The sequence below is a fragment of the Halomonas sp. BLK-85 genome (genome assembly GCF_044792155.1).
Lineage (GTDB): Bacteria > Pseudomonadota > Gammaproteobacteria > Pseudomonadales > Halomonadaceae > Vreelandella.
Window position 1 is genome coordinate 2,529,020 of sequence record NZ_CP087731.1, and the last position, 23,686, is coordinate 2,552,705.

At 56.0% G+C, this 23,686-nt stretch carries 18 protein-coding genes; 6 read left to right on the plus strand and 12 right to left on the minus strand.

Features of this window, described 5'->3' with window-relative positions; all coding sequences use genetic code 11:
* Window positions 1–37 precede the first annotated feature (37 nt).
* From LL947_RS11515 to LL947_RS11525, 3 genes are all read right to left on the minus strand, one after another.
* Entirely contained in the window at window positions 38–337 is a 300-nt protein-coding gene (locus tag LL947_RS11515; protein WP_404414052.1) for a type II toxin-antitoxin system RelE/ParE family toxin, read from the minus strand.
* Window positions 338–607, minus strand: coding sequence for a type II toxin-antitoxin system Phd/YefM family antitoxin (locus tag LL947_RS11520; RefSeq protein WP_404414054.1), 270 nt, complete (start codon window positions 605–607; stop codon window positions 338–340). It lies immediately after the preceding gene.
* 438 nt (window positions 608–1,045) lie between these two features.
* A complete protein-coding gene (locus LL947_RS11525) occupies window positions 1,046–1,312 on the minus strand; it encodes a hypothetical protein (protein WP_499833269.1) in 267 nt (88 codons plus the stop codon).
* 647 nt (window positions 1,313–1,959) lie between these two features.
* On the opposite strand from LL947_RS11525, the gene LL947_RS11530 reads away from it, so the two are divergent.
* The gene (locus LL947_RS11530; protein WP_499833270.1) at window positions 1,960–3,186 is read left to right on the plus strand and encodes an efflux RND transporter periplasmic adaptor subunit; all 1,227 of its coding nucleotides are present in this window, start codon (window positions 1,960–1,962) and stop codon (window positions 3,184–3,186) included.
* Window positions 3,183–6,272, plus strand: a complete 3,090-nt coding sequence (locus LL947_RS11535; protein WP_499833271.1) for an efflux RND transporter permease subunit — start codon at window positions 3,183–3,185, stop codon at window positions 6,270–6,272. Before LL947_RS11530 ends, LL947_RS11535 begins: the two co-directional genes overlap by 4 nt.
* A 92-nt stretch (window positions 6,273–6,364) precedes the next feature.
* On the opposite strand, the gene LL947_RS11540 is transcribed toward LL947_RS11535, so the two are convergent.
* From LL947_RS11540 to pqqA, 6 genes are all read right to left on the minus strand, one after another.
* Window positions 6,365–7,282, minus strand: a complete 918-nt coding sequence (locus LL947_RS11540; protein ID WP_499834420.1) for an alpha/beta hydrolase fold domain-containing protein — start codon at window positions 7,280–7,282, stop codon at window positions 6,365–6,367.
* Between the two features lie 147 nt (window positions 7,283–7,429).
* Complete coding sequence (gene pqqE / locus LL947_RS11545; RefSeq protein WP_290823478.1) at window positions 7,430–8,587, minus strand: pyrroloquinoline quinone biosynthesis protein PqqE; 1,158 nt, start codon at window positions 8,585–8,587, stop codon at window positions 7,430–7,432.
* On the minus strand, window positions 8,577–8,873 hold the full coding sequence (pqqD, locus tag LL947_RS11550) for a pyrroloquinoline quinone biosynthesis peptide chaperone PqqD (RefSeq protein WP_499833272.1): 297 nt from the start codon (window positions 8,871–8,873) through the stop codon (window positions 8,577–8,579). Before pqqD ends, pqqE begins: the two co-directional genes overlap by 11 nt.
* A gap of 52 nt (window positions 8,874–8,925) precedes the next feature.
* A complete protein-coding gene (gene pqqC / locus LL947_RS11555; protein ID WP_290823474.1) occupies window positions 8,926–9,690 on the minus strand; it encodes a pyrroloquinoline-quinone synthase PqqC in 765 nt (254 codons plus the stop codon).
* A 64-nt stretch (window positions 9,691–9,754) separates the two neighbouring features.
* Window positions 9,755–10,684 (minus strand): pyrroloquinoline quinone biosynthesis protein PqqB, encoded by a 930-nt coding sequence (gene pqqB / locus LL947_RS11560; protein ID WP_499833273.1) that lies wholly within the window; start codon window positions 10,682–10,684, stop codon window positions 9,755–9,757.
* A gap of 105 nt (window positions 10,685–10,789) precedes the next feature.
* A complete protein-coding gene (pqqA, locus tag LL947_RS11565; protein ID WP_290823484.1) occupies window positions 10,790–10,861 on the minus strand; it encodes a pyrroloquinoline quinone precursor peptide PqqA in 72 nt (23 codons plus the stop codon).
* Window positions 10,862–11,162: 301 nt separating this feature from the next.
* Here pqqA and exaC point away from each other — a divergent pair, with 301 nt between their 5' ends.
* A complete protein-coding gene (exaC, locus tag LL947_RS11570) occupies window positions 11,163–12,683 on the plus strand; it encodes an acetaldehyde dehydrogenase ExaC (RefSeq protein ID WP_290823470.1) in 1,521 nt (506 codons plus the stop codon).
* Between the two features lie 75 nt (window positions 12,684–12,758).
* On the opposite strand, the gene LL947_RS11575 is transcribed toward exaC, so the two are convergent.
* From LL947_RS11575 to ercA, 3 genes are read right to left on the minus strand one after another with little or no spacing between them, the layout of a single operon-like run.
* The gene (locus LL947_RS11575) at window positions 12,759–14,936 is read right to left on the minus strand and encodes an insulinase family protein (RefSeq protein WP_499833274.1); all 2,178 of its coding nucleotides are present in this window, start codon (window positions 14,934–14,936) and stop codon (window positions 12,759–12,761) included.
* A 6-nt stretch (window positions 14,937–14,942) separates the two neighbouring features.
* A complete protein-coding gene (locus LL947_RS11580; protein WP_499833275.1) occupies window positions 14,943–16,634 on the minus strand; it encodes a PAS domain-containing hybrid sensor histidine kinase/response regulator in 1,692 nt (563 codons plus the stop codon).
* The gene (ercA, locus tag LL947_RS11585; RefSeq protein ID WP_499833276.1) at window positions 16,631–17,791 is read right to left on the minus strand and encodes an alcohol dehydrogenase-like regulatory protein ErcA; all 1,161 of its coding nucleotides are present in this window, start codon (window positions 17,789–17,791) and stop codon (window positions 16,631–16,633) included. Before ercA ends, LL947_RS11580 begins: the two co-directional genes overlap by 4 nt.
* 308 nt (window positions 17,792–18,099) lie before the next feature.
* Here ercA and LL947_RS11590 point away from each other — a divergent pair, with 308 nt between their 5' ends.
* The 3 genes from LL947_RS11590 (at window position 18,100) to LL947_RS11600 (ending at window position 23,623) form a co-directional block, all read left to right on the plus strand.
* Window positions 18,100–19,740: an alpha/beta hydrolase family protein gene (locus LL947_RS11590; protein WP_499833277.1), complete on the plus strand. Its 1,641-nt coding sequence runs from the start codon at window positions 18,100–18,102 to the stop codon at window positions 19,738–19,740.
* A 99-nt stretch (window positions 19,741–19,839) separates the two neighbouring features.
* A complete protein-coding gene (nosP, locus tag LL947_RS11595; RefSeq protein ID WP_404414076.1) occupies window positions 19,840–21,030 on the plus strand; it encodes a nitric oxide-sensing protein NosP in 1,191 nt (396 codons plus the stop codon).
* Window positions 21,020–23,623, plus strand: coding sequence for a hybrid sensor histidine kinase/response regulator (locus LL947_RS11600; RefSeq protein ID WP_499833278.1), 2,604 nt, complete (start codon window positions 21,020–21,022; stop codon window positions 23,621–23,623). The genes nosP and LL947_RS11600 overlap by 11 nt, the downstream gene beginning before the upstream one ends.
* Window positions 23,624–23,686: the final 63 nt, after the last annotated feature.

Consider the following 23,686-nt stretch of genomic DNA (forward strand, 5'->3'; position numbering starts at 1 on the left):
ACCAAGCGGAGAGCTTGGCATCCGGTGCATGGCTTGGTTATGTATCGTTTGCTGGTAATTCGAGCTGTCTCTCACTCCTCCAGACTCGTATGAGCACAACCTCTTTAGCCTGCCTGAGATAGACAACTCGAAACGGCGCGTGAATCAACTCGCGAATATGATCCACGTTGAATTCAGGAACAACTCGGCCAGCATCAGGGTGGATTTGAAGCATTTCACCGTGCGCCAGGATAGCAGCCACGAAATCATCACCGATATGTGGCACATCCTGCTCTTTGTAATACTCCTGAATAGCCTGCAAGTCCTCAACAGCGGACTGTGCGATGCGTAATTCCATTTACTGGATACCCAACGTTTTCCTGGCGTCTTCCAACGATACGGTGTTGCCCTCGCGAACATCCCAAAGCCCCTGCGCCACCGCCTTTACAAACCGCAATTCCTCTGCGGTTCTCTCATAATCCTCGAGCCCCTGAACAACCGCTATGCCGCGGCCACGGCTGGTGAGCAGGATGGGGCGATGCGTATCTTGCGCTCGACCAACCACCTTTCCGGGATTGATCTTCAGGTCGGATAGAGGAACGACATCCTCGGAAAATTTCACTTGCATAGTGATTACCTAGCCAATGATTTGGTGCCATCAATAGCACCGGTTAACAGGTGCGGTCAAGAAACATAATAGTGATTGGACTGCTCCGTCATTCCCGCCACCCCACCACCATGACATTCCGGTGTGCCCATCACCCCGTCATTCCAGCATATCCATCACCCCGTCATTCCAGCATACCCACCACCCCGTCATTCCCGCAGGCTTTTAGCGGGAATCCACCTTGACCTTGGGTTTTGGTGGCAACGGAAAAAAGGTCAAAATAGATTCCCGATTACCCCATTCGGGAATGACAGATTAGCGCCCCACCACAAAAGGCCGCTGCAGCTCAGGGATGGCGATCTTGTCGCTGCGCACATCGGCCAGCACCTGGCTGACGGCGGTTTGTTTGACTTCGTACTTGGCCATGTAGCGTCCTTGTTATCTCTGCTGAAAACCGCTTTAACCGGGCTTGTCCATTGCTGCTTCCAGGGTATAGCAAATAGCGTCCAGCTCCTCAAGCAACGCCTGGCTTTGCAGCTCTTTCATTGATATTGATAGATCGCCAACGATCAACGCCAGCCATGTCTCCTCGACGGTTACGCGATGGAAGCCGTCAACGCCCGCTACGTTCTCAAAAATGGCCGCTTCGTCGGGAAAAGGATACCCGTACTTTAAGATCAGGCTTGCTTCTCTGCCTGTGATCTCTACCTCAATACTGTTTGACACGTTGGCTCTCTGATATGTGGCTGAAAGGTTTGAAATGCGGTATGCCGAGTCTGTTTAATTGATACTGCCAAAATCAGTTATCAATGGCGGTCTCAACCCCGTTTTTCTGGGAAGGGGGTTGATGGCGTGGAACCAGAAGCTTTCCTGCAGGTGCTCCTCGCCCCACACGGTGCGTAAGAAATTGCGGCAACGGCAATAAAGGGGGTCTGGCCCACATTAAATAGAATCCCTGAAGCGTAAGGATGAAGAGAGCCGATCATTTAATTTGGATCTGACCCCTTTTATTCCAAATTAAATATGATCCCTGAATGTAAGGATGACGAAACCCGATCATTTAATTTGGATCTGCCGCCTTTTATTCTTATCTATGATTTACCTGATTGGTAGCCCGGTGGGCCGCCTGCTTGATCAGGCCAAATCCACATGAAATGACGAAGAGCCAAATTAAATCACCCTTTATGGTGCCAATCAAAAAGCGCGAATTACCGATTGTCATCCCGGCCTTGCCACTGAGCACCTTTCCCACCTTCCACACACGTTGCACATTGTGTGTCGATTGGTTGCGTATGCATCGCGCATGCTGGGGCATGTTATCGTTATGGCCTTTTCGCCTGACGTTATTTTGAATCTCGGAAGTGTTCACGCCTATGCCTGCTGCTCGCCTGTGTCTTACCCGTCAACGGGGCCGTTTTCGGCCCGGTATTCTGATTGCCCTGCTGGTGCTGGTAGGCGGGTTGGGGGGTGCCTGGTGGCTGTTGAATGAGCCGCCGCGGGTGGAGCGTCGCCCGCCGCCAGAGCCGGTGCCGCCTCGCGTGGAGGTGGTGCGTGTCGAGGCCAGCGAGCAGGCGCCGCGCTTGCTCGCCTTCGGGCGGGTGGTGGCCGAGCAGCAGGCCAATATCGCCAGCCGTGTGGCGGGGCAGCTGGAGCGCTTTGGCGATAACGTGGTGCCCGGCAGCGTGGTGGAAGCGGGCGCTGCGCTGGCACATATTGATCAGGCCGACCTGCAGCTGGCGCTTGCGGATGCCGAGGCCCAGTTGGCCAATGCCCAGGCCCAGCGGGCCCTTGAGCAGGCAGAACAGCAGCGCGCGCGCAGCGAGTACGAATCCTTTGGCCGCCAGCTCTCGCCGGAGCGCCGTGCCCTGGTGCTGCGTGAACCGCAACAGCGCCAGGCCGAGGCGCAGCTGACCCAGGCCCGGGTCGCTCGCGATCAGGCGGCGTTGAACCTTGAACGCGCCACCCTGCGCGCGCCCTTCCGGGCCATGGTGCAGGAGCGTTTGGTGGGTGCGGGCAGCCTGCTTAGCCAGGGCACGGACGTGGTCAGCCTGATCAGCGTGGAGCAGTTCTGGGTGCGTGCCTCCCTGCCCGGCGAACACGCAAGCTGGCTGGCACCTGGCGATAGCGTCACCCTCACCAGCCGGGGCTGGCCTGACGATAGCCAGCGCCCGGGCCAGCTGCTGGCCGTGCTGCCCAGCCTGGAAGAAAACGGCCTGCAGGTGCAGCTATTGATTGGCGTGAATGACCCCCTGGCCCTGGAAAGCCCCGGCCCGGCCCTGCGCCTGGGGGATGTGCTGCGTGCCGAGATTGACCCGGCAAACACCCAACCCCTGATTGCCCTGCCCGCTGCAGCGCTGCGGCCTGGCAACCTGGTGTGGTGGCTGGATGATCAGAGTCAGCTGCAGCAAAGCCAGGTCATCCTGGCCCACCGTGGCGAGCGGGAGGTGCTGGTCAGCAGCGGCCTGGAAACGGGCCAGCAGGTGGTCGTCGCGGGGCTTGTTAACCCCCGTGAAGGCCAGCGCGTGCGCACGGGTTTGGAAGCGGATGAAGAAGAAAGCAGGAAAGACAGTGAGGAAACCGGTGAGGAGGCAACACCATGAACCGCCGTGGCCCGCTTGCCTGGATGGTCGACCATGGCGTCGCCCCCAACCTCTTGATGATTCTGCTGATTGCCGGCGGCCTGCTCGCCTCGCTGAGCATCAAGAAGGAAGTATTTCCCGATTTCGAGACAGAAATTGTCAGCATCAGTATCAGCTACCCGGGCGCAACACCCGAAGATATCGAGCAAAGCATCCTGCTGCCGGTGGAAGCGGCGCTGGCCGATGTCGAGGGCATTGACGAACTGACCGCCACCGCCAATCAAGGCAGTGGCCGGCTGCGCGCCGAGCTGACCGAGGGCGTCAACGTGATGCGCGCCTATCAGGATATCCAGCAGGCGGTGGATGCCATCACCATCCTGCCAGAGGCGGCCAACCCGCCGCGGATCAGCCTCTCGGGCGGGTCGCGCAGCGTGCTCAGCCTGCAGGTTTACGGCCAGGTGGGCTTGGGCGCCCTGCACGATGCCGCCGAAAACGTGCGCGCTGAACTGCTGGCGGCCGAGGGTATTTCACGGGTGGAGGTTTCCGGCGACCGTGACCGGGAAATCCAGATCCATCTGGACGAGGAAGCCATCCAGCGCTACGGCATTGACCACCAGGCGCTGGCCAATATGATTGGACAGGAAGCCCTGGACCTGGCCAGCGGCCAGCTGAGCACCCGGGAAGGCGAATGGCTGGTGCGCTACCAGGGGCGGCGCAACGGTGCCGATGCATTTGCCGATTTACCGATTATCACCAGCACTCAGGGCACACCGGTGCGCCTCGGGGATATTGCCCGTGTGCAGGCAGGCTTTGCCGAAACCGACCGCGAAGTTTTCTATAACGGCGAGCCAGCGCTGTCGGTCAATGTGTATCAGGTGGGCAACCAGACCCCCACCGGGCTTTCCGGTGCGGTCCAGGGCGAGCTCGAGCGCCTGCGCGCCAACCTGCCGGTAAACGTGGGCCTGGATGTCTCACGCGACACCTCGGAGATCTATCAGGGCCGTCTGGATCTGCTGCTCAAGAATGCCTGGCTGGGGCTGACCCTGGTGATGGTGCTGATGGCGCTGTTCCTGCAGGCCCGGCTGGCCTTCTGGGTCACCCTGGGCATTCCGATTGCCTTTCTGGGCGCCCTGCTGTTTCTGCCCTGGATGGGCGTCTCACTGAACATGATTTCCATGTTCGCCTTTATTATCGCCCTCGGTATCGTGGTGGATGACGCCATCATGGTGGGTGAAAACATCTACAGCTACCGCGAGCAGGGCTATTCCCTGCGCGATGCGGCGGTTATCGGGGCACGCGAGATTGCCACGCCGCTGACTTTTGCCATTCTGTCCAACATCGTGGCCTTTCTGCCGCTGCTGTTCCTGCCCGGTTTCCTGGGGCTGATATTCGCCACCGTGCCCCTGGTGGTGATCACCGTCTTCACCATTTCCTGGGTGGAAGCGCTGTTTATCCTGCCCAACCACCTGGCCCACAGCCAGGTGAACAAGAGTGCTCGTGCCAACTGGCTGGATAGGCTTCGCCAGCGTATGCAGGCCGGGTTGCATCATTTCACCTACCAGCGTTTCGAGCCGTTTCTGCAGCACGCCCTGAACCAGCGCCTGCTAACGGTGTCGATCGGAGTCGTCATCCTGGCGCTGACCCTGGCCTGGGCAATGAGCGGGCGGCTGGGCTTTTCGCTGATGCCCAGAGTCGAATCCGATCAGGTGCAGGCCAGCGTCACTCTGCCGATTGGCAGCCCCATCAGCCTTAGCCGCAGTCTGAGCCAGCAACTGCTCGACGCCGCCGATACCCTGGCAGAAAGCGAAGACAGCCTGAGTTTTAGCAGCTCACGCACCCAGCTGGATGGCGAAAGCCTGAGCATTCGCCTGGATATCGCCGCAGAAAGCCTCGACGACTGGCCGCCCTCGCGCATCGCCCCGGCCTGGCGGGAGCTAAGCGGTGATCTGGTGGGCGCCCAATCAGTGCGTTTTGAATCAGACGTTGGTGGCCCGGGCAGCGGCGCGGCGCTTAGCCTGCGGCTTTCCCACCCGGATACCCAGGTGCTGGAAAGCGCCGCCGAACGGCTGGCGACGGAGCTGGCAGACTTTGGCCTGATTGATGTCGACAGCGGCCTGGGCGATGGCAAACCCCAGCTTGAAATGCGCCTTTCCAGCGAGGGCCGAGCGCTGGGCCTGACCGGCGGTGACCTGGCGAGCGCCCTGCGCGGCCCCTTGCAGGGTGCCACGGCCATCGAGCAGTTCAGCGGCCGCAGCGAGGTCAGCATTGAGGTACGTCTGCCCCCTGATGCCCGCGACAGCCTCGACACCCTTTATCGGCTGCCTATCCAGACCCCGGAGGGGCTGAGCGTGCCGCTGTCTCAGGTCGCAGCGTTCACCCTGAGCCAGGCGTCCAGCAGCATTCAACGCATTGACGGCCGGCGGATCATTAGCGTGACGGCGGACAGCGAGGGCAATGTGGCGATCAATCAGGTGCTGGCGACCCTGCGCGAGGAAGTCTTCCCCAACCTTCAGGCGCAGTTCAGCGGTCTGGACGTCGGCCTGGGTGGCCGCCAGCAGGACACCGCCGATAACCTGGCCACATTGCGCACCGCCATGTGGCTGATGCTGGGCGCGCTGTATGCCTTGATGGCCATTCCGTTTCGCAGTTATACCCAGCCGCTGCTGGTGCTGGCAGCGATTCCGTTCGGCATCGTCGGGGCCATGGGCGGGCATGTGATTCTGGGCTTTGGCCTGTCGATTATCAGCCTGCTGGGCATGCTGGCGCTCTCCGGCGTGGTGATCAACGATGCTCTGGTGCTGATTGACTACGCCAACCGCAAGCGCCGCCAAGGCCTGGCCGCCCGGGAGGCAATTGTCGCCGCTGCGACCCGCCGCCTACGGCCGATCATGATGACCACATTAACGACCTTTCTGGGGCTGGCCCCCATGATGCTGGAAACTTCCCGCCAGGCGCGTTTTTTGATTCCCATGGCTATTTCACTGGGCTTTGGCATGCTGTTCGCCACCCTGATCCTGCTGGTACTGGTGCCCTGCCTGTACCTGGGCCTTGAGAATCTACGCGAGCGTTTTACCCGTCAGGCAACCCCCACAGAGACCACGCCATGACGCTTTTGGGAGTGTTGCGCCAGACCTCGCGGCTGGGGCAAGTGGATCAATGTTGACAATGACGATAAGAGACCGCCCTTGGGATAACACCTTCAAGGCGTGTTGACCTGCTGGTTAAGAAAGGCGATACCTGCCTCGATTGCTTGCCCTTCGAGGACAAAGCTGGTGATATGCCCGCGCCCGCGCAGCAGGTAAAGCTCACTTTCAACGCCCTGCGCTTTGAGCTGAGCGTAAAAATCCGTGGCGTGGTCTACCGGCACCAGCTGATCCAGCCGGCCGTGGTAGATAAAGAAAGGAGGTGCATTGTCGCCGATCTGGCGCGCCGGCGACGCCAGAGCATAAGCCTCGGGCTTTTGCGCCCGCGTGCCGCCAATAAACTGTACCACCAGGCGACCGTCATCAAACTTGAGCAGGTCACTGGGCACACCGCCCGCCATCACTGCCGCCAGGCGTGTATGCTTGCCACCATAAGGCTCCGCCAGGGGGGGCTGAGCGCCGGCCAGGGCCAGCAGGCTGACCAGATGCGCACCGGACGAAAAGCCCACGCCGACGATCCGGTCGGTATCCACCTGCCAGTCATCAGCATTGTTATGCAGCCAGCGCATGGCCTGCTGCAGGTCATGCACCTGGGCAGGAAAGTGATACTCTGGCGCAAAACGATGCTCGATATTGACAGTGACATAGCCTTGGGCCGCCAGCTGTTCAGCAATACCGTTCATGTCCTCAGGCCCACGATTTCGCCAACCGCCGCCGTGGACCACCAATGCCGCTGGGCGAAGATCGTCGTTTGCCTCAGGCAGGTAGACATCGGCATTTAACCGCTCTGGCCAATCTTCCGGGGTGTAACGCTGGGCGGGCAGTCGGGTAAAAGCAACCGGCGCATTCAGCCCCTGTGTTTCCAACGCCGTTTCTCCCTGGCTCGTCTGATGAATCACACCACAGCCTGACAGCAGCGCCGCCGCAAGACTCAACCCGGTTAAACGGGCAAACTGGCTGAATCGGCCAGACATCCGAGAATTCTCCATCGCTGACGGCGTTCGGTGCGGTTTGGCAAGCTTCATGGTAGGGCTCCTTAAGCGTGATTAACCTCCCCCCTGAGCACAGTCTGCCCCGCCCTAACCTGGATGTCACGCCTGCCCGGTGGCTTGGGCTTAGTGCTATTCAGAATCCTTGGTGGATGTCTGCTGCCTGGCCATGTGTACATTGCGCGGAATGGCGCCACTCTCCAGCACTCGAATCACCTGGGCGTCCTCTACCATCGATTCCAACGCCGCATGGTGAGGCGAAAACTCACAGACAGGGTCTGTGTCTGTCATGTCGCCCGTCAGCAGGTAGGCCTGACAACGGCATCCTGCAAAATCGACACTATGTTGATCGCATTGCTGGCAACGCTGAGGCATCCACGCAGTGCCACGAAAGCGATTGAAGGCATCGCTCTGATACCAGATGTCGTGCAAGGTAAGATCATTGACGGTCGGAAAGCTCATTGGGAGCTCGCGGGCACTATGGCATGGCAGTACAGCGCCGTCCGGTGCTACTGTCATGAAAATGCTTCCCCAGCCTCCCATACAGGGCTTGGGCTGTTTTTCGTAGTAATCAGGCACCACAAAGTGAAGCGTCATGTCCCGCCCACGGGCCTGAAGGCGTTCGCGCCAGCGCCGGGTTTCATCTTCGGCTCGCTTTAACTGGTCACGGGTTGGCATCAACTGGCGTCGATTAAGAAACGCCCATCCATAGTATTGACAGTTGGCCAGTTCTACCTCGTCTGCACCGAGTTGGTCGCAAAGGGCAATAATGTCACCTATCTGATCAATATTCTGGCGGTGAATCACCACGTTGAGCACCATCGGATAGCCTGCATCCTTGACGGCTCGAGCCATGGCAAGCTTGTTGGCGTGTGCTTTTTTGGAACCGGCGAGCGCAGAGGCCAGGTCGGGGTCAGCTGCCTGCAGACTGATCTGAATATGATCCAGACCGGCGGCAGATAAGGCGTTTACGCGCTTTACGTCCAGCCCTACCCCGGACGTAATCAGGTTGGTATAGAACCCAAGGCTGCGCGCCTCTTCAACAAGCACCTCCAGATCCTTGCGGATCAGCGGCTCACCACCCGAAAACCCCAGTTGTGCCGCACCTAACCCACGCCCCTGGCGCAACACATCACACCAGGCCTGCGTATCCAGTTCCTGATGATAACGATGAAAATCAATCGGATTGGAACAGTAACTGCATTGTAGTGGGCAACGGTAGGTCAACTCGGCAAGCAACCATAACGGCGGAGTAACGCTAGGCACAACTGAAGCATGATCAGCGGACATGGTGTTTCTCCTCCCTTAAATGCAACCAGCCGTTGTCATAGGCTTCTGCCAAAAAGGCTTCGACATCCCTTACCAGCTCCGAGGGTTCTGCTTGCGGGTAGTGTTGGCATAGTGTGTGAATGATGTCGCTCACATTCTGTTGGCCGTCGACCTGTTCCAGAATAGCCCCCGCGCTTGCACTGAGTTTTACCATCCCTTCGGGATAAAGAATAACGTGGCAGCCCTGAACAGGCTCCCACTGAAGGCGCCGGCCTCGGCGTAATTGATAGATATTAGTGTGGTTCATGCCGAGCTCTCCAGTGACGCTTCTGGTGATGTCTGTTGATGTTAAGCATCCGTTAGACGCCGTTATGAAAAACAGCCTGATCTGTCACCGTGTGATATGGCGGACGATCCAATAGATAGGCCATCTGCATGGCGTCCAACATGCTCCAGAGCACATCAAGTTTAAACTGCAGAATATTCAACGCCCGTTGCTGGCTTTCAGCCGTCACACACACATCTAGCGCCACTTCCAGGCCGTGTTCAACATCACGCCGAGCCTCACTAAGGCGTTTGCGAAAGTAGGCGTATCCATGCGCATCAATCCAGGGGTAGTGGGTGGGCCAGGTGTCCAGACGATTCTGATGAGCCAAGGGGGCAAAAAGCTCCGTCAGCGAGGAAATCGCGCCTTCCTGCCATGGCGCTGTGGCAACAAAATGTCGGTAGGCATCCACCGCAAAACGAACACCCGGCAGAACATGACGCTGATCAACGAGCTCTTCTCTGGATAGGCCCACAGCATCCCCAAGGGCAAGCCAAGCCTCAATACCGCCGCTATCATCCTCATGTCCATCATGATCAAGCAGACGCTGTATCCACCGACGCCGCGCTCTGGGATCATCACAGTTCGCCAATAACGCCGCATCTTTCTGGGGAATCATCAATTGATAGTAAAACCGATTGGCTACCCATCCTTGCAGCTGTTGTTGGGTTAACTCTCCTTTGGCCATCGCCTGTTGGAAAGGGTGGTAAAGATGATAAAAGCGCCCCTTGTCCATGAGTGCCTGACGAAATTCATCTGGCGGCATGGCAAGCTGGCGTTCAGTTATTGAGGTTGTCATCGAGGTCCTCCTGGTTACAGCCGAGCACTGGCCGAACAGTGTCAGGGCATTATCTGGGGCGTCATCATTCAAGCGTCAGATGCAGCCCATCATGCGCCAGTTGGATATTGTGCTGATCGAGGGTCTTGAAAGCATCGCTCTCGGCATTGAGCACCGGGTTGGTATTATTAATATGGATGAGAAAGCGTAGGGTGCTGGCCGGCAGTTCATCGAGTAACGCCAGCATGCCATTATCGCCACTGGCTGCAAGATGTCCCATCTGATGGCCGGTCGAGCTACCCACCCCCATCGCTTGCATCTCGTCATCTTTCCAGAGCGTGCCGTCTACCATCACCACATCTGCAGCGTTGAGGTACGCCATGCTGAGAGCGCTGGGCATGCCCAGCCCGGGGGCATAGCACAGCGATTTCCCCGTGGTCCGATCTTCAATATACAAGCCGATATTATCACCATTGGAAGGTTGATTTCGGCGTGGAGAATAAGGCGGTGCATTGCTGTCGATGGTAAACGCCGTCAAGCGGATACCCGGCAGGCATGGCACCCTGAAGCTATACTCAACGGTGTCTTCGACCACCTTGATGGGTTGCCAGTTCAGGCCACCGTTCCAGTGCGACAGCATGGGAAAAATTGGAAATCCATCGTTAAGGTCAGCATGCACATTAGGCGTACACCACACATCCAGCGGGCAACCCTCACGCAGCGACAGGAGCCCTGTCACATGATCAATCTGGGCATCCACCAGCAGAACTTCCTTGACTCCGCTGCCGCGCAATGACTTTGGCCAGAGAGAGGGTGTCGCATTAATCTGGGTACGCACATCAGGTGAGGCATTGCATAAAAGCCAGTGTTCACCGTCGGCACTGATAGCGATTGAAGATTGGGTACGTGCCTGATAGTGGGGGTGTAGTTTGCGGACGCCAGCACAGTTCTTGCAGTTACAATTCCACTGGGGAAAGCCCCCGCCCGCGGCAGAGCCTAGAACAATCACATGCATTGTGCAGGGCCTTATGATGGTTGAGTAATGATGCCTGGAATATGGGCGTTCAGGTTGCAGGAGACAATGCGCTTACTAACCCGATGGCTAATAAGCGCCTCGTGTTCAACGTGTGGAGATATAGAGGGTAACTTCAAAACCCAGGCGTAAATCTTCGTATGTCGGTTTGGTCCACATGGTTTATGCTCCTCAAAGAAGTGAGTTGTAACAATCTGATTGCATCAGGTATGGCTGGGGATAAAGGTAACTTACCCACAACAATCAGTTAAGCATGCTGTCCCGGTGAGTGCATGCAGTACTTTAGACGGAGTTTTATAGCCTTTTCGTGGTGTGCGCGAAAGCATGGGTAAAAACAGTGCAGAGGTGGCATTTTTAGCTTGTCGCTGCACTGGCAAAATGGCAATGTTTGAAGCGTACAACGCTATCTGAATTATCCCGGTAACAACAAAGACAACGACATAAGCGCAGGAGTTAACAAATGATCTACGCCAATCCCGGAGAGTCCGGCTCAGTCATTACCTTCGATAAGCGTTACGGCAACTACATTGGTGGCGAGTTCACAGCACCCGTCAATGGTCAGTATTTCGACAACGTCAGCCCGGTCAACGGTGCAGTATTCTGTGAAATTCCCCGCTCCACTCAGGAGGATATCGACAAGGCGCTGGATGCCGCCCATGCCGCCGCACCCGCCTGGGGAAAGACCTCCGCAGCCGAGCGTAGCAATATCCTGCTTAAAATTGCAGATCGCATGGAGCAAAACCTGGAAATGCTCGCGGTCGCAGAAACCTGGGATAACGGCAAGGCGGTGCGTGAGACCGTGAACGCCGATCTGCCGCTGGCCGTTGACCATTTCCGCTATTTCGCTGGCTGCATCCGCAGCCAGGAAGGCACCGCCGCCGATATTGATGCCAATACGGTCGCCTATCATTTCCATGAACCGCTGGGCGTGGTTGGTCAGATCATTCCCTGGAACTTCCCGCTGCTGATGGCGACCTGGAAGCTTGCTCCTGCGCTGGCAGCAGGCAACTGTGTGGTACTCAAGCCCGCTGAACAGACGCCTGCTTCCATCCTGGTGTTTGCCAAACTGGTGGGTGATCTTCTACCGCCCGGCGTATTGAATATCGTCAACGGTTACGGCGCTGAAGCTGGCCAGGCGCTGGCGACCAGCAAGCGTATCGCTAAAATCGCCTTTACCGGGTCAACACCGGTGGGTTCACATATTCTTAAATGCGCGGCCGAGAATATCATTCCTTCGACCGTTGAGTTGGGTGGCAAATCGCCGAATATCTACTTCGCCGATGTGATGAACGCCGAGCCTGAGTTCATTGATAAATGCGTGGAAGGCCTGGTGCTGGCCTTCTTTAACCAGGGCGAAGTATGTACCTGTCCTTCCCGTGCCCTGGTTCAGGAATCCATGTACGATGCCTTCATGGAAAAAGTCATTGCAAGAACCAAGTCGATCAAACGCGGCAATCCTCTGGATACCGATGTGCAGGTCGGCGCTCAGGCCTCCCAGGAACAGTTCGACAAGATCATGTCCTACATGGATATCGCCCGTGACGAAGGCGCCCAGTTCCTGACCGGTGGCGACAAGGAATCACTGGATGCCAGTATCAATGACGGTTACTACATTCAGCCTACCCTGCTCAAGGGCCACAACAAGATGCGCGTCTTCCAGGAAGAAATCTTCGGACCTGTGGTAGCGGTCACGACCTTCAAGGACGAGGCGGAAGCGCTGGAAATTGCCAACGATACCGAGTTTGGTCTGGGCGCGGGTGTCTGGAGCCGAGACATGAACGTTGCCTTCCGTATGGGGCGTGGCATTCAGGCAGGCCGCGTATGGACCAACTGCTATCACCAGTACCCGGCGCACGCGGCCTTTGGGGGTTACAAGAAGTCCGGTGTTGGACGCGAAACCCACAAAGTGGCACTTGAACACTACCAGCAGACCAAGAACCTGCTAGTCAGTTACGATATTAACCCATTGGGCTTTTTCTAACGCTTCGTCGTTGAAACCGTACTTGAAATCGACGTTATGCAACGCCCCTTGCCTGCTGGCAAGGGGCGTTTTTCATTATATTTCTGATGATAAAAACCGGTACTCGCGCTCATCTGTACGCTGAACGGTCGCCTTGAGCGCTTTAATATCATGTTCACTGGGTGGCCATGGCGTTATCAGTCGATGCAGAGGGATTTCTCCCCCGCCCAGCAGCTGCCGCCATTGCACATCCAAGGCGCCAATGGGTGTTTCGGGTGTATTGATCACAGCATCGGCTTGAGGCAAGGTGCTTTGATCGTCAAGCACCTCAAAGGTTGCCTCCCAAAGGCGAGTAATGATATCGCCCAATGCAGTCATCAAAACCTGTCCAGAATGCTGTGAAGACTGCACCACATAGCCTATGCGGATGAACGGCACAGCATCATCACGACGAATTGCGGCCACATAGCCCAGTTGATGTTGATGCCTTACCAGATGAAGAAACTCCCCCGCTTGTTGGCGTTCTGCGAAGGCCGCCAGGTAGCGGTTGGCTGGCGTCGCCGGCAAGGAGATAATCACCATGACAGCCAGTTCCCCTGACTTATCGCCAGGGCAACGGCTGGAAATTCGACATGGCACGCCAGAGTGGCGTTGGCCATATCCCCTTTGCAACATCCGTAACAGGGCAGATGCTGGCGGTGCGTCAGGGCTCCACACTGCCGGGATGTGAGGACGGCGATAGAGGTTGGAGATTAACCTCTGCGCCAGAATGCCCGGGGTCTCATACGGCAAGTATTGCATAGCGTCAAAAAGCCCTGCACAAGCCGTCGCCACTTGTTCACTCGCCCCCATTAATAAAAGACTCGCGCCCGTCTGTATGTGTTTTTCATACAGCACCACCCCCTGACATGCCAGCTGTTGGCGGGTGAGTGGTGGGAGACTGACCTGAGCTGCCGGTAGGTAACAGGCCAACCATTGTTGTTCGATCAATTCACTGGCATCCACCTCAACGCCGTAGCGGCCAACCCATTGCTTAACAGGCGCAGGGCGATGATCAGTTGGCGAACTCTTTACTTTAATTGGCGTGCAGGATGGACGCGCAGTGGATGGCCGCCAGGCAAGACAGCGCAACTGTGAACGACAAAAAACGGGCGATGTGTCGGACGATACTGATGGCAGTAGTCGCTCCACAACCGCTTGCTGACGCACCCAGTGCCACCAGGGTGCCGCCAGAGAAGGGAAGTGCTGCCAGATGGATAACATTGGTGGTGGTATTTTGTGGTTAAACATCCTCCACTGCTGTGCAAGGGCGTCACTGAGTATGTCTTCATCCGATACATTCAAACGGCGCCCATGACAGATCAGCTGCAAGGTATCGCTTGCTCCCTGCGGAGCGAGTTCAACGCGGTAATCCTTGACCTCTGGCGGCAGCATGCCAAGCAGCCCACCCTGATCAAGATAATGAGCAAAACTCGAAAGGTAAGAGGCTGACGTAGCGGGCCAGGTGTCAGCCGGCCACAACCACTCCATGGCGGTAAGACCCGCAGTGAGAGAGTGATAGCGTCGATTGCCCCAGGCGCTGCGCACAGGAGCGACCTGGGGTACCGCGTTATCCACTAAAAAATAATGGGCGACCTTTTCTGCCAGATGCTGCATTTCTGCTTCCGGCAGGCTGCTTAGAATCCCCACCGTGAGTCGCGGCTGACAGTAATAACGCTGATGAAAATCCATTAATTCATCATGCAGAAGGTCAACGGATGCCATCAGCGTAGTGGCATTGCCATGATGGCAGCAAGACGCTGAATGACCCGGTCTCGAGAGCGCTCTCAATCCCCCCAGACGCTGCATCTGTGCAGTGTTCTGTCGCGCGTGGAACTCTGCATCAATCACCTTGACTTCGTTCGCAATTGTATCGAGCGCTAACTGCGGCTGGGCGAGCTGACGCGCCATGGCATTGAGGGCAACGTCTAACAGACTGATCGGTACGCTGGCATGAAAATCAGTCACTCTATCTTCAGTATTAGCGTTGATACGCCCATGGCAGCCTTGAATAAACGAAATCAGGTCCACATCCTCATGACACGCCATAGGGCTGGTCATCAGCACATGTTCCAGCAAGTGAGCAAGGCCCGGATGATCAGAGGGCTCATCGAGATATCCCACCTGCAACGCAATACTGACGTGGGCTTCTCGCAAGTGCGGCACATGTAGCAGATGGGTGCGGACACCATGGATCGTTGACTGGCTTTGAATAGCCTGCTCAACACCCGCCATGACCGATCAGGCCTCCACCAGGCTGCGCAATAAGGCCCTTAACCGCGCGGGGCGAACAGGCTTATTCAACAAGGGAATTCTGGCCTGATTCAGGCGGTGCTGCCATTCAGGCGACCGGTCGGCTGAAATGACCACCGCAGGGAGGCGCGGATTCTTCCAATGCCGGCGCAGCTGGTGTATGACGTCAACACCCGTGATATGGTCATCCAGATGCAGATCAACCAGCAGAACATCCGGCAGCGTTTGAGACCTCAGGGCATTATCTAGATCTGACGCTGTATCGCACGTGATCCCCCAGTTTTCCAGCACCAGTGCCATCCCGGAAAGAATGCTGGGCTCATTATCAATCACCAGAGCACGCAACCCTTCAAACTCATGCGCGTTGGTGGGCTTCTCAATCTTGCCTGGCTTGTCGAACGTCATCTCGGCTAAAGGAAGCCTCACACTGAAACATGAACCACGCCCCGGCCAGGAACGCACACTCAAAGGGTGCTGCAGGTGGTGACTGATGCGCTCCACGATGGCAAGACCTAACCCTACCCCCTGGCCATGAGCAGTCTGCCGCGCATTCAACTGCTGGAATTCCTGGAAAATCCGCTGGAACTCATGTTCCGGAATACCCATTCCAGTGTCCCAGACTTCTATCACTACGCTCTCACTTCCGCGCCGGCGAATGCCAAGACAGATGCCTCCCTGTTGGGTGTAGCGACAAGCATTGGACAGAAAATTGCGTATGATACGACCCAAGAGACTGGGATCGCTGGTAACCCCCAAACGCGATGGCACATACCTCAGCGCCAGCCCTTTCTCCTCAGCACAGGCTCGAAATTCATTCACTAAACTATCCAGCACTTCAGCTACGCAGAAATGACGGATATGTGGCTGAATCTGACCATGCTCAAGCCTGGCAATATCCAACAAATCACTCAGAATCGCTTCCGCACCAGCGAGTGAACTTTGAATATTGGAGACAATAGCGCGATTTTCAGGCTCATCGAGTCGATCCTGGAGAGAATCAATCATCAGGCGTGCGGCATTCATCGGCTGTAACAGATCGTGGCTGGCTGCCGTCAGGTAACGGTCTTTGCTACGCTTGGCCACCACGGCTGCATCACGGGCCTTCTCAAGCGCCTGATTGAGCTGTTCAAGTTCTCGGGTCCTTGAGGCAACTCGGGTTTCAAGATGCATATTGAGCGCCTCAAGGTGACGCCGCGCCTGCTCACGCTCTGTTACGTCTGCCACAAAACCTTCAATCAGATTGTCCTGCTCAGCTAACTCTGAAGGCTTTCGGATCAGGGTCATGACAACAGGCACCTGTCGACCGCTGGCGGTCTTCAGCCATAAAAGATCACATTTAAGGGAATCTCTGCTGGATAGACGCCGTTGCACATCACGCGCCGTTAACGGGTCGACAAAGAGGCCGTCAAAACACAGGCAGTTTTCCAACATCGCCTGAATGGAAGGGTACTCCAGCATCCTGGCCAGGGCGGGATTGACGGCATGCAGTTGACCCTTGAATGACGCCTGAAAAATGCCGTGCACGGCGTTTTCAAACAGCCATTTGTAGCGGTTACGCTCAACTTCCAGTTCTTCCATACGCGCCGTTAGTTGGCGATGATAGCTTTTACGCGCTGACTGCTGTCCAAAACCTAGCAGATGATTAACCGGGAGATCATCAGAACGGTCTTGACGGCTCATAACGCTTCCCGATAAACACTTGAAACATCGTCCTTATTGGAACGGCGGGGGTTGGTCAGAATACACGGATCAACGAGGGCATTGTGGGTCAGAAAAGGAACATCAGTACCAGAAACCCCGACAAGCCCCAGGGTTCCTCCCATCCCGACGTTGTGTTTCAGCGCCGAAAGATAGTTGAAAAGCGCCTGTTTGATTTCCTGCTGTGTAAGGCCGCGACACTCGATACCCAGAGTGACTGCCACCCGCCCGAAGCGCTCTGGTGCGGCCTCATAGTTATACGCGACCACATGTTCCAGCAGCATGGCATTACACAGCCCGTGAGGCAGGTCGAGATAGCCGCCCAGACTGTGAGACATCGCATGGACGGCGCCCAAAATGGCATTTGAAAAGGCCAACCCGGCTTGCATACTGCCCAACATGACCTGGGCACGTAATTCACCGTTACCGGGGTCAGCCACCAGCGCTTCCAGATGCTGGCTGATCAGGCGCATGGCTTCCAATGCATGCGCGTCTGTTAACGGCCCACTCCCGGTGGAGACAAAGGCTTCGATCGCATGCACCAAGGCATCAATGCCGGTACAGGCAGTGAGATATGGCGACATGGTCATGGTGACTTCCGGGTCAATCAAGGAGACATCCGGCACCACTGATTTACTGATAATGGAAAACTTCATGCGCCGTTGCTGATCTGAAATGATCGCGAACTGGGATATATCCGCTGAAGTTCCTGCCGTTGAGGGGATAAACACCAAGGGGGGAATGGGTACATCAAGCCTATCCACGCCTTCAAATACAGTGATCGGTTTATTGTGAGCCACCACGATTCCGATTCCCTTGGCACAATCCATAGGGCTGCCTCCCCCAATGGCCACGATGGCCTTACAGCCCGCTTCCCGATAGCACTCTGCCCCGGCCATCACTTCTTCAATGCGTGGGTTGGGCGATACCTGGGTAAAGCAGGTCACTGCAATACCAGCCTCATTCAGACTGGACGTCACATCACGCACCCAACCTGCCGACTTAACACCTGGGTCAGATACCAGCAGGACAGCGTCGGCACCGAAGGATTTGATATAGTTTGACGCTGAGTGGCGTGCGCCATCACCGAAGATAATTTCAGGCGCGACAAACTTGCGAAGCGACGTCAATGAGGCCATAAAAAGCTTCTCGATTTGTAAAGTGATCAATCACCGTATTGGCCATTGTTTTTATCTGACTGTAGTGTTTAGTTTATACGCTCATACTCATCAGTTGAAAACGATTAGAATCACTCATGCCATCGACTTTAGCCGCTGCCCTGAGACAGGCCAAATCAGCAATGTCCCCATCCGTTGCTCACGCAGCTCAACCTTCAGACGGTTTTAGCGAGTTGAAGCTGAGTGCTTCCGGACAGCCACATCTGCTCGTCTCTAATGGCGTCAGTGGTCGCCAGGAACTGTGGCAATTCGAATTAAACACAAAACAGATGGTTCGCCTTTCTCCGCAAGGGTGGGATATCGCCAGCCGAGTCAATGGCTATGGCGGGGGGAGCTACGCATTGCTTGGCGATAAACCCGTCGTGGTGGCACGTGCGGATCAATCTCTTTATACCCTGCAATCGGGGGTGGCGCGGCTGTTTTTCAAACGCGCTGGCTGTGCATACGGGGGGCTTGTACCAGACCCCTCTCGCCATCGGGTTATCGCCGTAGAAGAAGAAGGAAAAGGGGCTCAGGCGCTACAGCGCCTGGTAGCCATCAGCCAACACGGCCGTCAGGTTCTGGCCGAGGGTGCCGACTTTTTTGGTGCTCCCGCCCTTTCACCCGATAACCACGCCATCGCTTGGGTCGAATGGTCATTACCTGACATGCCGTGGCAGCATTCCCGTTTGTGTCTGGGGTATTTCAGATCAGACGGCACAGTGCAGCGTCGGCCTTCATTACCTCAGAAAGGGGCGGTGACTCAACCCCAGTTCAGTGCCGATGGACGTCTGGTGTGCATGAGCGACTGCGGAGGCTATTGGCAACCCTGGGAAATACAGGGTGACCATTGGCGATGTCTTAGCCACCAACCCTTCGATCATGCCACTACGCCATGGCAATTAGGCGAATCTCAGCATGCCTGGTGGCCTGGAGGTGGCGTCATCATGCGGTTGCGTGACGGCTGGGGCAGCCTTGAAAGCGCAAACCCTGATAACCCTTGGCGCCTCCCGGATATTGGCCGTGTCAGCGCTGTAGGCGCCGACCATGACGGTATTTATGCCTTGGCACAAGGGCCTGGTCATTTCACTCGCCTGATCCGCTGCGACCATCAAGGCAACCAAGTGGTCACACTTGCAGAGGCAGGTAACGCCTGCACGACGACCCTGCCAATTCGCTACTCGGCGCGCGTCGGCCTTCATTTACAGGAAGCGGTTTCTGCGTTTGTCTATCCCTCCCATTTTTCTGCACCGGCGGCGTTGATTGTACGTATCCATGGTGGCCCTACATCTGCCAGTTACCCCGTTTACGACCCCCTGATAGCCTGGTGGCAATCACTGGGTTACGCCGTGGCTGACCTTAATCCCAGAGGCAGTGCCAATCAGGGGCGTCGTTTTCGCGAAAGGTTGGCAGGAGAATGGGGGTATCTCGATGTTGAAGACGCCCTTGCCATGGCAGACCAGCTGGTCTCTGAAGGCGTTGCTGACCCGGATCGTCTGTTTGTCCGCGGGCAGAGTGCTGGTGGCTTCAGTGTGCTGAATATCCTTGCCTCCTCTCAGCGTTTCCTGGCTGGCGCCAGCCTTTATGGCGTCACGGATGCCGTCCGCCTTGGAAAACTGACCCACCGGTTTGAATCTGGCTATCTGGACTGGCTGATTGGAGACGACGAGGCCAAACGAACGGCAAGCCCGATAAATCGTCTTGGCCAAAAAACCACACCTCCTATCCTGTTCTTACAAGGCGCCAAGGATAATGTGGTGGTTGCGTCACAGACCTTTGCAATGTCCAGACGTCTGAAACAGCACGGGGGAGAAGCTGACGTCATTCTGTTCGCCAACGAGGGACACGGGATCCGTCATCCTGCAAACCGCCAGTATTTGATTCAACGGGAAGCTTCCTTCTTCGCCAGACATGGCGTTTCTCCTACCTAGGTACTACCCCACCCAACACTCAGCAGCACTCAAGTGCTATAGGCAGTTGGCGTAGAGCTTTATAGACTTGAGTTAAAGTTAGTCATCCGAGGTTGGCCCATGATGGCATCACCTGTAGTCCCCGACACCCTTCCTACGGAGTTATTGACAGAGTCAGTGCTCGTTGCACACACGCTGGCCACCTCACCTGAAATCGCCGCGCAAGAACTGGCGAGACAGTTGATGCATCCGTCCCTGTGCGGCGTCATGTTTTTTTGCTCGGTGGAATATACGCTTGACATGCTTGGTGCCGCCATGGAGGCGCATTTTGGTGGCGTTCGCCTTTGTGGCTGTACAACGGCGGGAGAAATTGGCGGTGATGGTTATTCACGGAGTGGCATTATTGCCTTAGGTTTTACGCAAGAGACGTTTTCCTTTGAGTATGCCGTCATTGATGATCTCACTACATTTGACCTGAATACCGCTCAGACCCTGACCGACCGCTTGATTACACGTTGCGAATCCGCTCGTGTGGCGCCTATCAAGGGTCATACCTTTGTCATGACGCTTCTGGATGGTCTTTCTGCCTGCGAAGAGCGGGTGCTTGCCACCCTTAATGCTGCTTTGGCAGGCATTCCTCACTTTGGTGGCAGCGCAGGAGACGACAATCATCTTGCGGGCACCCATGTTTATGGTAATGGTGAGTTTCGTACTACCGCTGCCATTGTGGTGATGATAAATACGCAACTCGATTTCGAGGTCTTTTCCACCCACCACCTGCGCGCCACCGACGACAAAATGGTAGTGACCGCAGTGGACCGCAAGCAACGCAAAGTATTCGAACTGAATGCTGAACCTGCCGCCAATGCCTATGCAGACCTGGTGGGTCTGCCAATCAGCCAACTCAATGAGGATGTGTTTGCTCGTCACCCCTTGGCGGTAAAACTTCACGACCAAACCTATGTGCGTGCGATTCAAAGCGTTAACCCGGATGGCAGTCTTACCTTTTATTGCGCGGTCGAAAAAGGCATCGTACTGACTGCCATGCATGCTGGCCCCATTCTTGATGATCTGCAAGCGTGGCTGGACACCATCGCTGCTCGGCTTGGGCCACCGGCGCTGGTCATAGGCTGCGACTGTTTTTTACGACGGCTGGAAATTGGCCAGGACGATCAGGACAAAGCAGCGAGTCAACTGATGAGGCGCTTTCGTATTGTCGGTTTCAACAGCTATGGAGAACATTATGACGGTGTTCACCTGAATCAGACGTTCAGCGGCGTTTATCTGAGCAGGCCCCGCCATGGCGACTGAGCTGGAATCCTTTCAGGCCCGGGAAATTCAACGCCTGAAGCGGATTAACGCCGCACTGATTGAACGCGTTGAGCTCAGCTCTCTACCCCGCAGCGCACCCTACGCCGCCTTTGAACATACCGCCTTGCTTGCCGAGCAGGTGCGCGAAAGAACCCAGACACTCAATCAGACCCTGCATGAGCTGCGGGTCAGCAACCGGCTTCTCGGGGAAGCCCGCGGACGTGCCGAGGACGCCAACCAGACACTGATTGATGCCATCGAAAGCCTGACGGATGCGTTCGTGCTATTTGATGCTCAGGGCTACATTGCTATTTTTAATAGCCATTTTGCCGTTTTCTGGAAATCTGCAGGCATCAAAATAAAATCTGGCATGCATATCAAGAACCTGCACCAAATGGCGCGTGATGCAGGCCTGATTATAAGTGAAACCAGCGAGGGGCCGAACCAGCCCACGATCTATCACCTGCATGATGGTCGCTGGGTACAGGTCCACCAGCGCCAGACCCGTGACGGCGGCAAGGTGATACTCTACATAGATATCACCGCCATCAAGCGTCAGGAAAACGCACAGCGTGAAAAAGCCCTTGCCGAGAAGTCACAGTTGCTTCAAGCCACTCTTAACAGTCTCTCTCAAGGTGTTGCCGTGATAGATGCCGATAGTCAGCTGGAAATGTGCAACCAGCGGTTTATCACACTGGCCGGCATTGAAACGCCCTGCATGCCTTGCAACCTGGCTTCGCTGAGTGAAGTCAGTCCGCTGATTGAACGCGAGGATGCTCTGGGTGTGACGCAACCCTGTGAGCGACGTTTGCCGGATGGCAGAATTGTCGAAGTACGCGGTCACTCGATGCCTCCCCATGGCCAGGTGTTGACGTTTACCGATGTAACAGAACGCATCCAGTATGCCCAGACGCTTCTCGAACGTGAGCGCTGGATCCGTAACATGACCGATGAATTGCCCGCCATGATCGCTTACCTGAATAAGGACTTGCGGTATGTGTTTGCCAATCGGGTCTATGAACGCTGGTATGGCTGGCCGCGAGGAATGCTCCTCGGCGAAGACATGCAGAAACTTCATTCACCCGAACATTGTCGGCGGCTGATTCCTTATCTGGAAAGAGTGATGGCGGGTGAGACGGTATCGTTTGAACTCGCTGAAGCGGATGCCAATGGTGATGAGCGTGTTTTGCTGCGCGCTTACGTACCACATTATTGTAATGACACGTCTGATACGCATTATCATGGCAAAGAAACCTCTGAGGAAGTCATAGGCGTTTTCGTACTGATACGCGATATTACAGAACGTCGCCGCACCACTGAAGCGCTGCAACATGCCTACCAGAACCTCGAAAAAAGAGTACGAGAACGTACCGCCGAACTGACCCAGCTTAACCATCAGCTTAGGGAAGAAATCACCGAACGCACCCTGGTCGAACAGCGCCTGCGTGAAGCCAAAACAGAAGCCGAAGCCGCCAATATTTCAAAATCCAAGTTCCTTGCGGCTGTCAGCCATGATCTGCTTCAGCCACTGAATGCCGCTCAACTCTTCGCCGGCGCGCTGGAAGAAGTCTTTATGCCTGACCAAGGCCGGGAGTTGACAGCCTCTCTGGCCCGGTCGCTTAAGGATGTCGAGTCACTGCTGGGCACACTCGTTGATATGTCGAGATTGGATGCCGGTGTCATTTCGCCTGAACTCAGTAGTTTCTCGATTGCAGATCTACTCGATAATCTTGCAAGGGAATATCATCAAATGGCGTCCAGTGAAGGGCTTTCACTACATTACGTTCGTTCGAGTGCCATGGTTAAAACAGACAGTGCTTTGCTAGGCCGGGTAATCCGTAACTTTCTGAGCAATGCGGTGAGATATACGCCCCGTGGACGGCTGCTGCTGGGGTGCAGAAAGCGTCCCAATGGATTGGAAGTGCAGGTAGGAGATACCGGTGTGGGCATCAACAGTCATGAATGCAAAGCAATATTTCAGGAGTTCAGGCGGCTGGATGTTTCCGGACGTAGCGACAGGGGACTGGGTCTTGGCTTATCAATCGCCGACAGAATCAGTCGGATACTAGGCTGTCCATTACAGGTGATCTCCCAGCCTGGCAAAGGTTCCTTGTTCAGTATCCTGCTACCCTATGCCAGATGTACGTCCTCCGCTTTCCCGCCAGCCGCTCTGCTGCCGACCTCCTTACCGGCACATGATCGATTGACAGGGCAACGGATCTGGGTGGTGGACAATGACCTCGATATCTGCCTTGGCATGCACACTCTGCTTTCACGCTGGAACTGCCAACCTGTCGTGGCAACGAGTGAAGCAGAATTGGCAAGACAGGTTGATCTGGTAAATGACGAAGTGGACGCCCTCATCGTCGACTACCATCTGGATCAAAGCGATAACGGCATTGAGCTGGCCAGAAGACTCAACGCCAGGCGCAACGTGCCTGTCCCTGTTATGACAGTCACAGCCAACTACAGCAATGAGTTGCGTCAGAGAGTTCGTGAGCTTGGCTATCAACTGGTTCATAAACCGGTTAAACCACTCAAACTGCGCATGGCGCTGAGCCAGTTGACATCCACAGTTCTCCAACCTGAATAACCCTATTCAGTAAAATGGCGCAATCTAGTGCTTACTTGTCTGAACGCCTACGTGAGGCCCGAA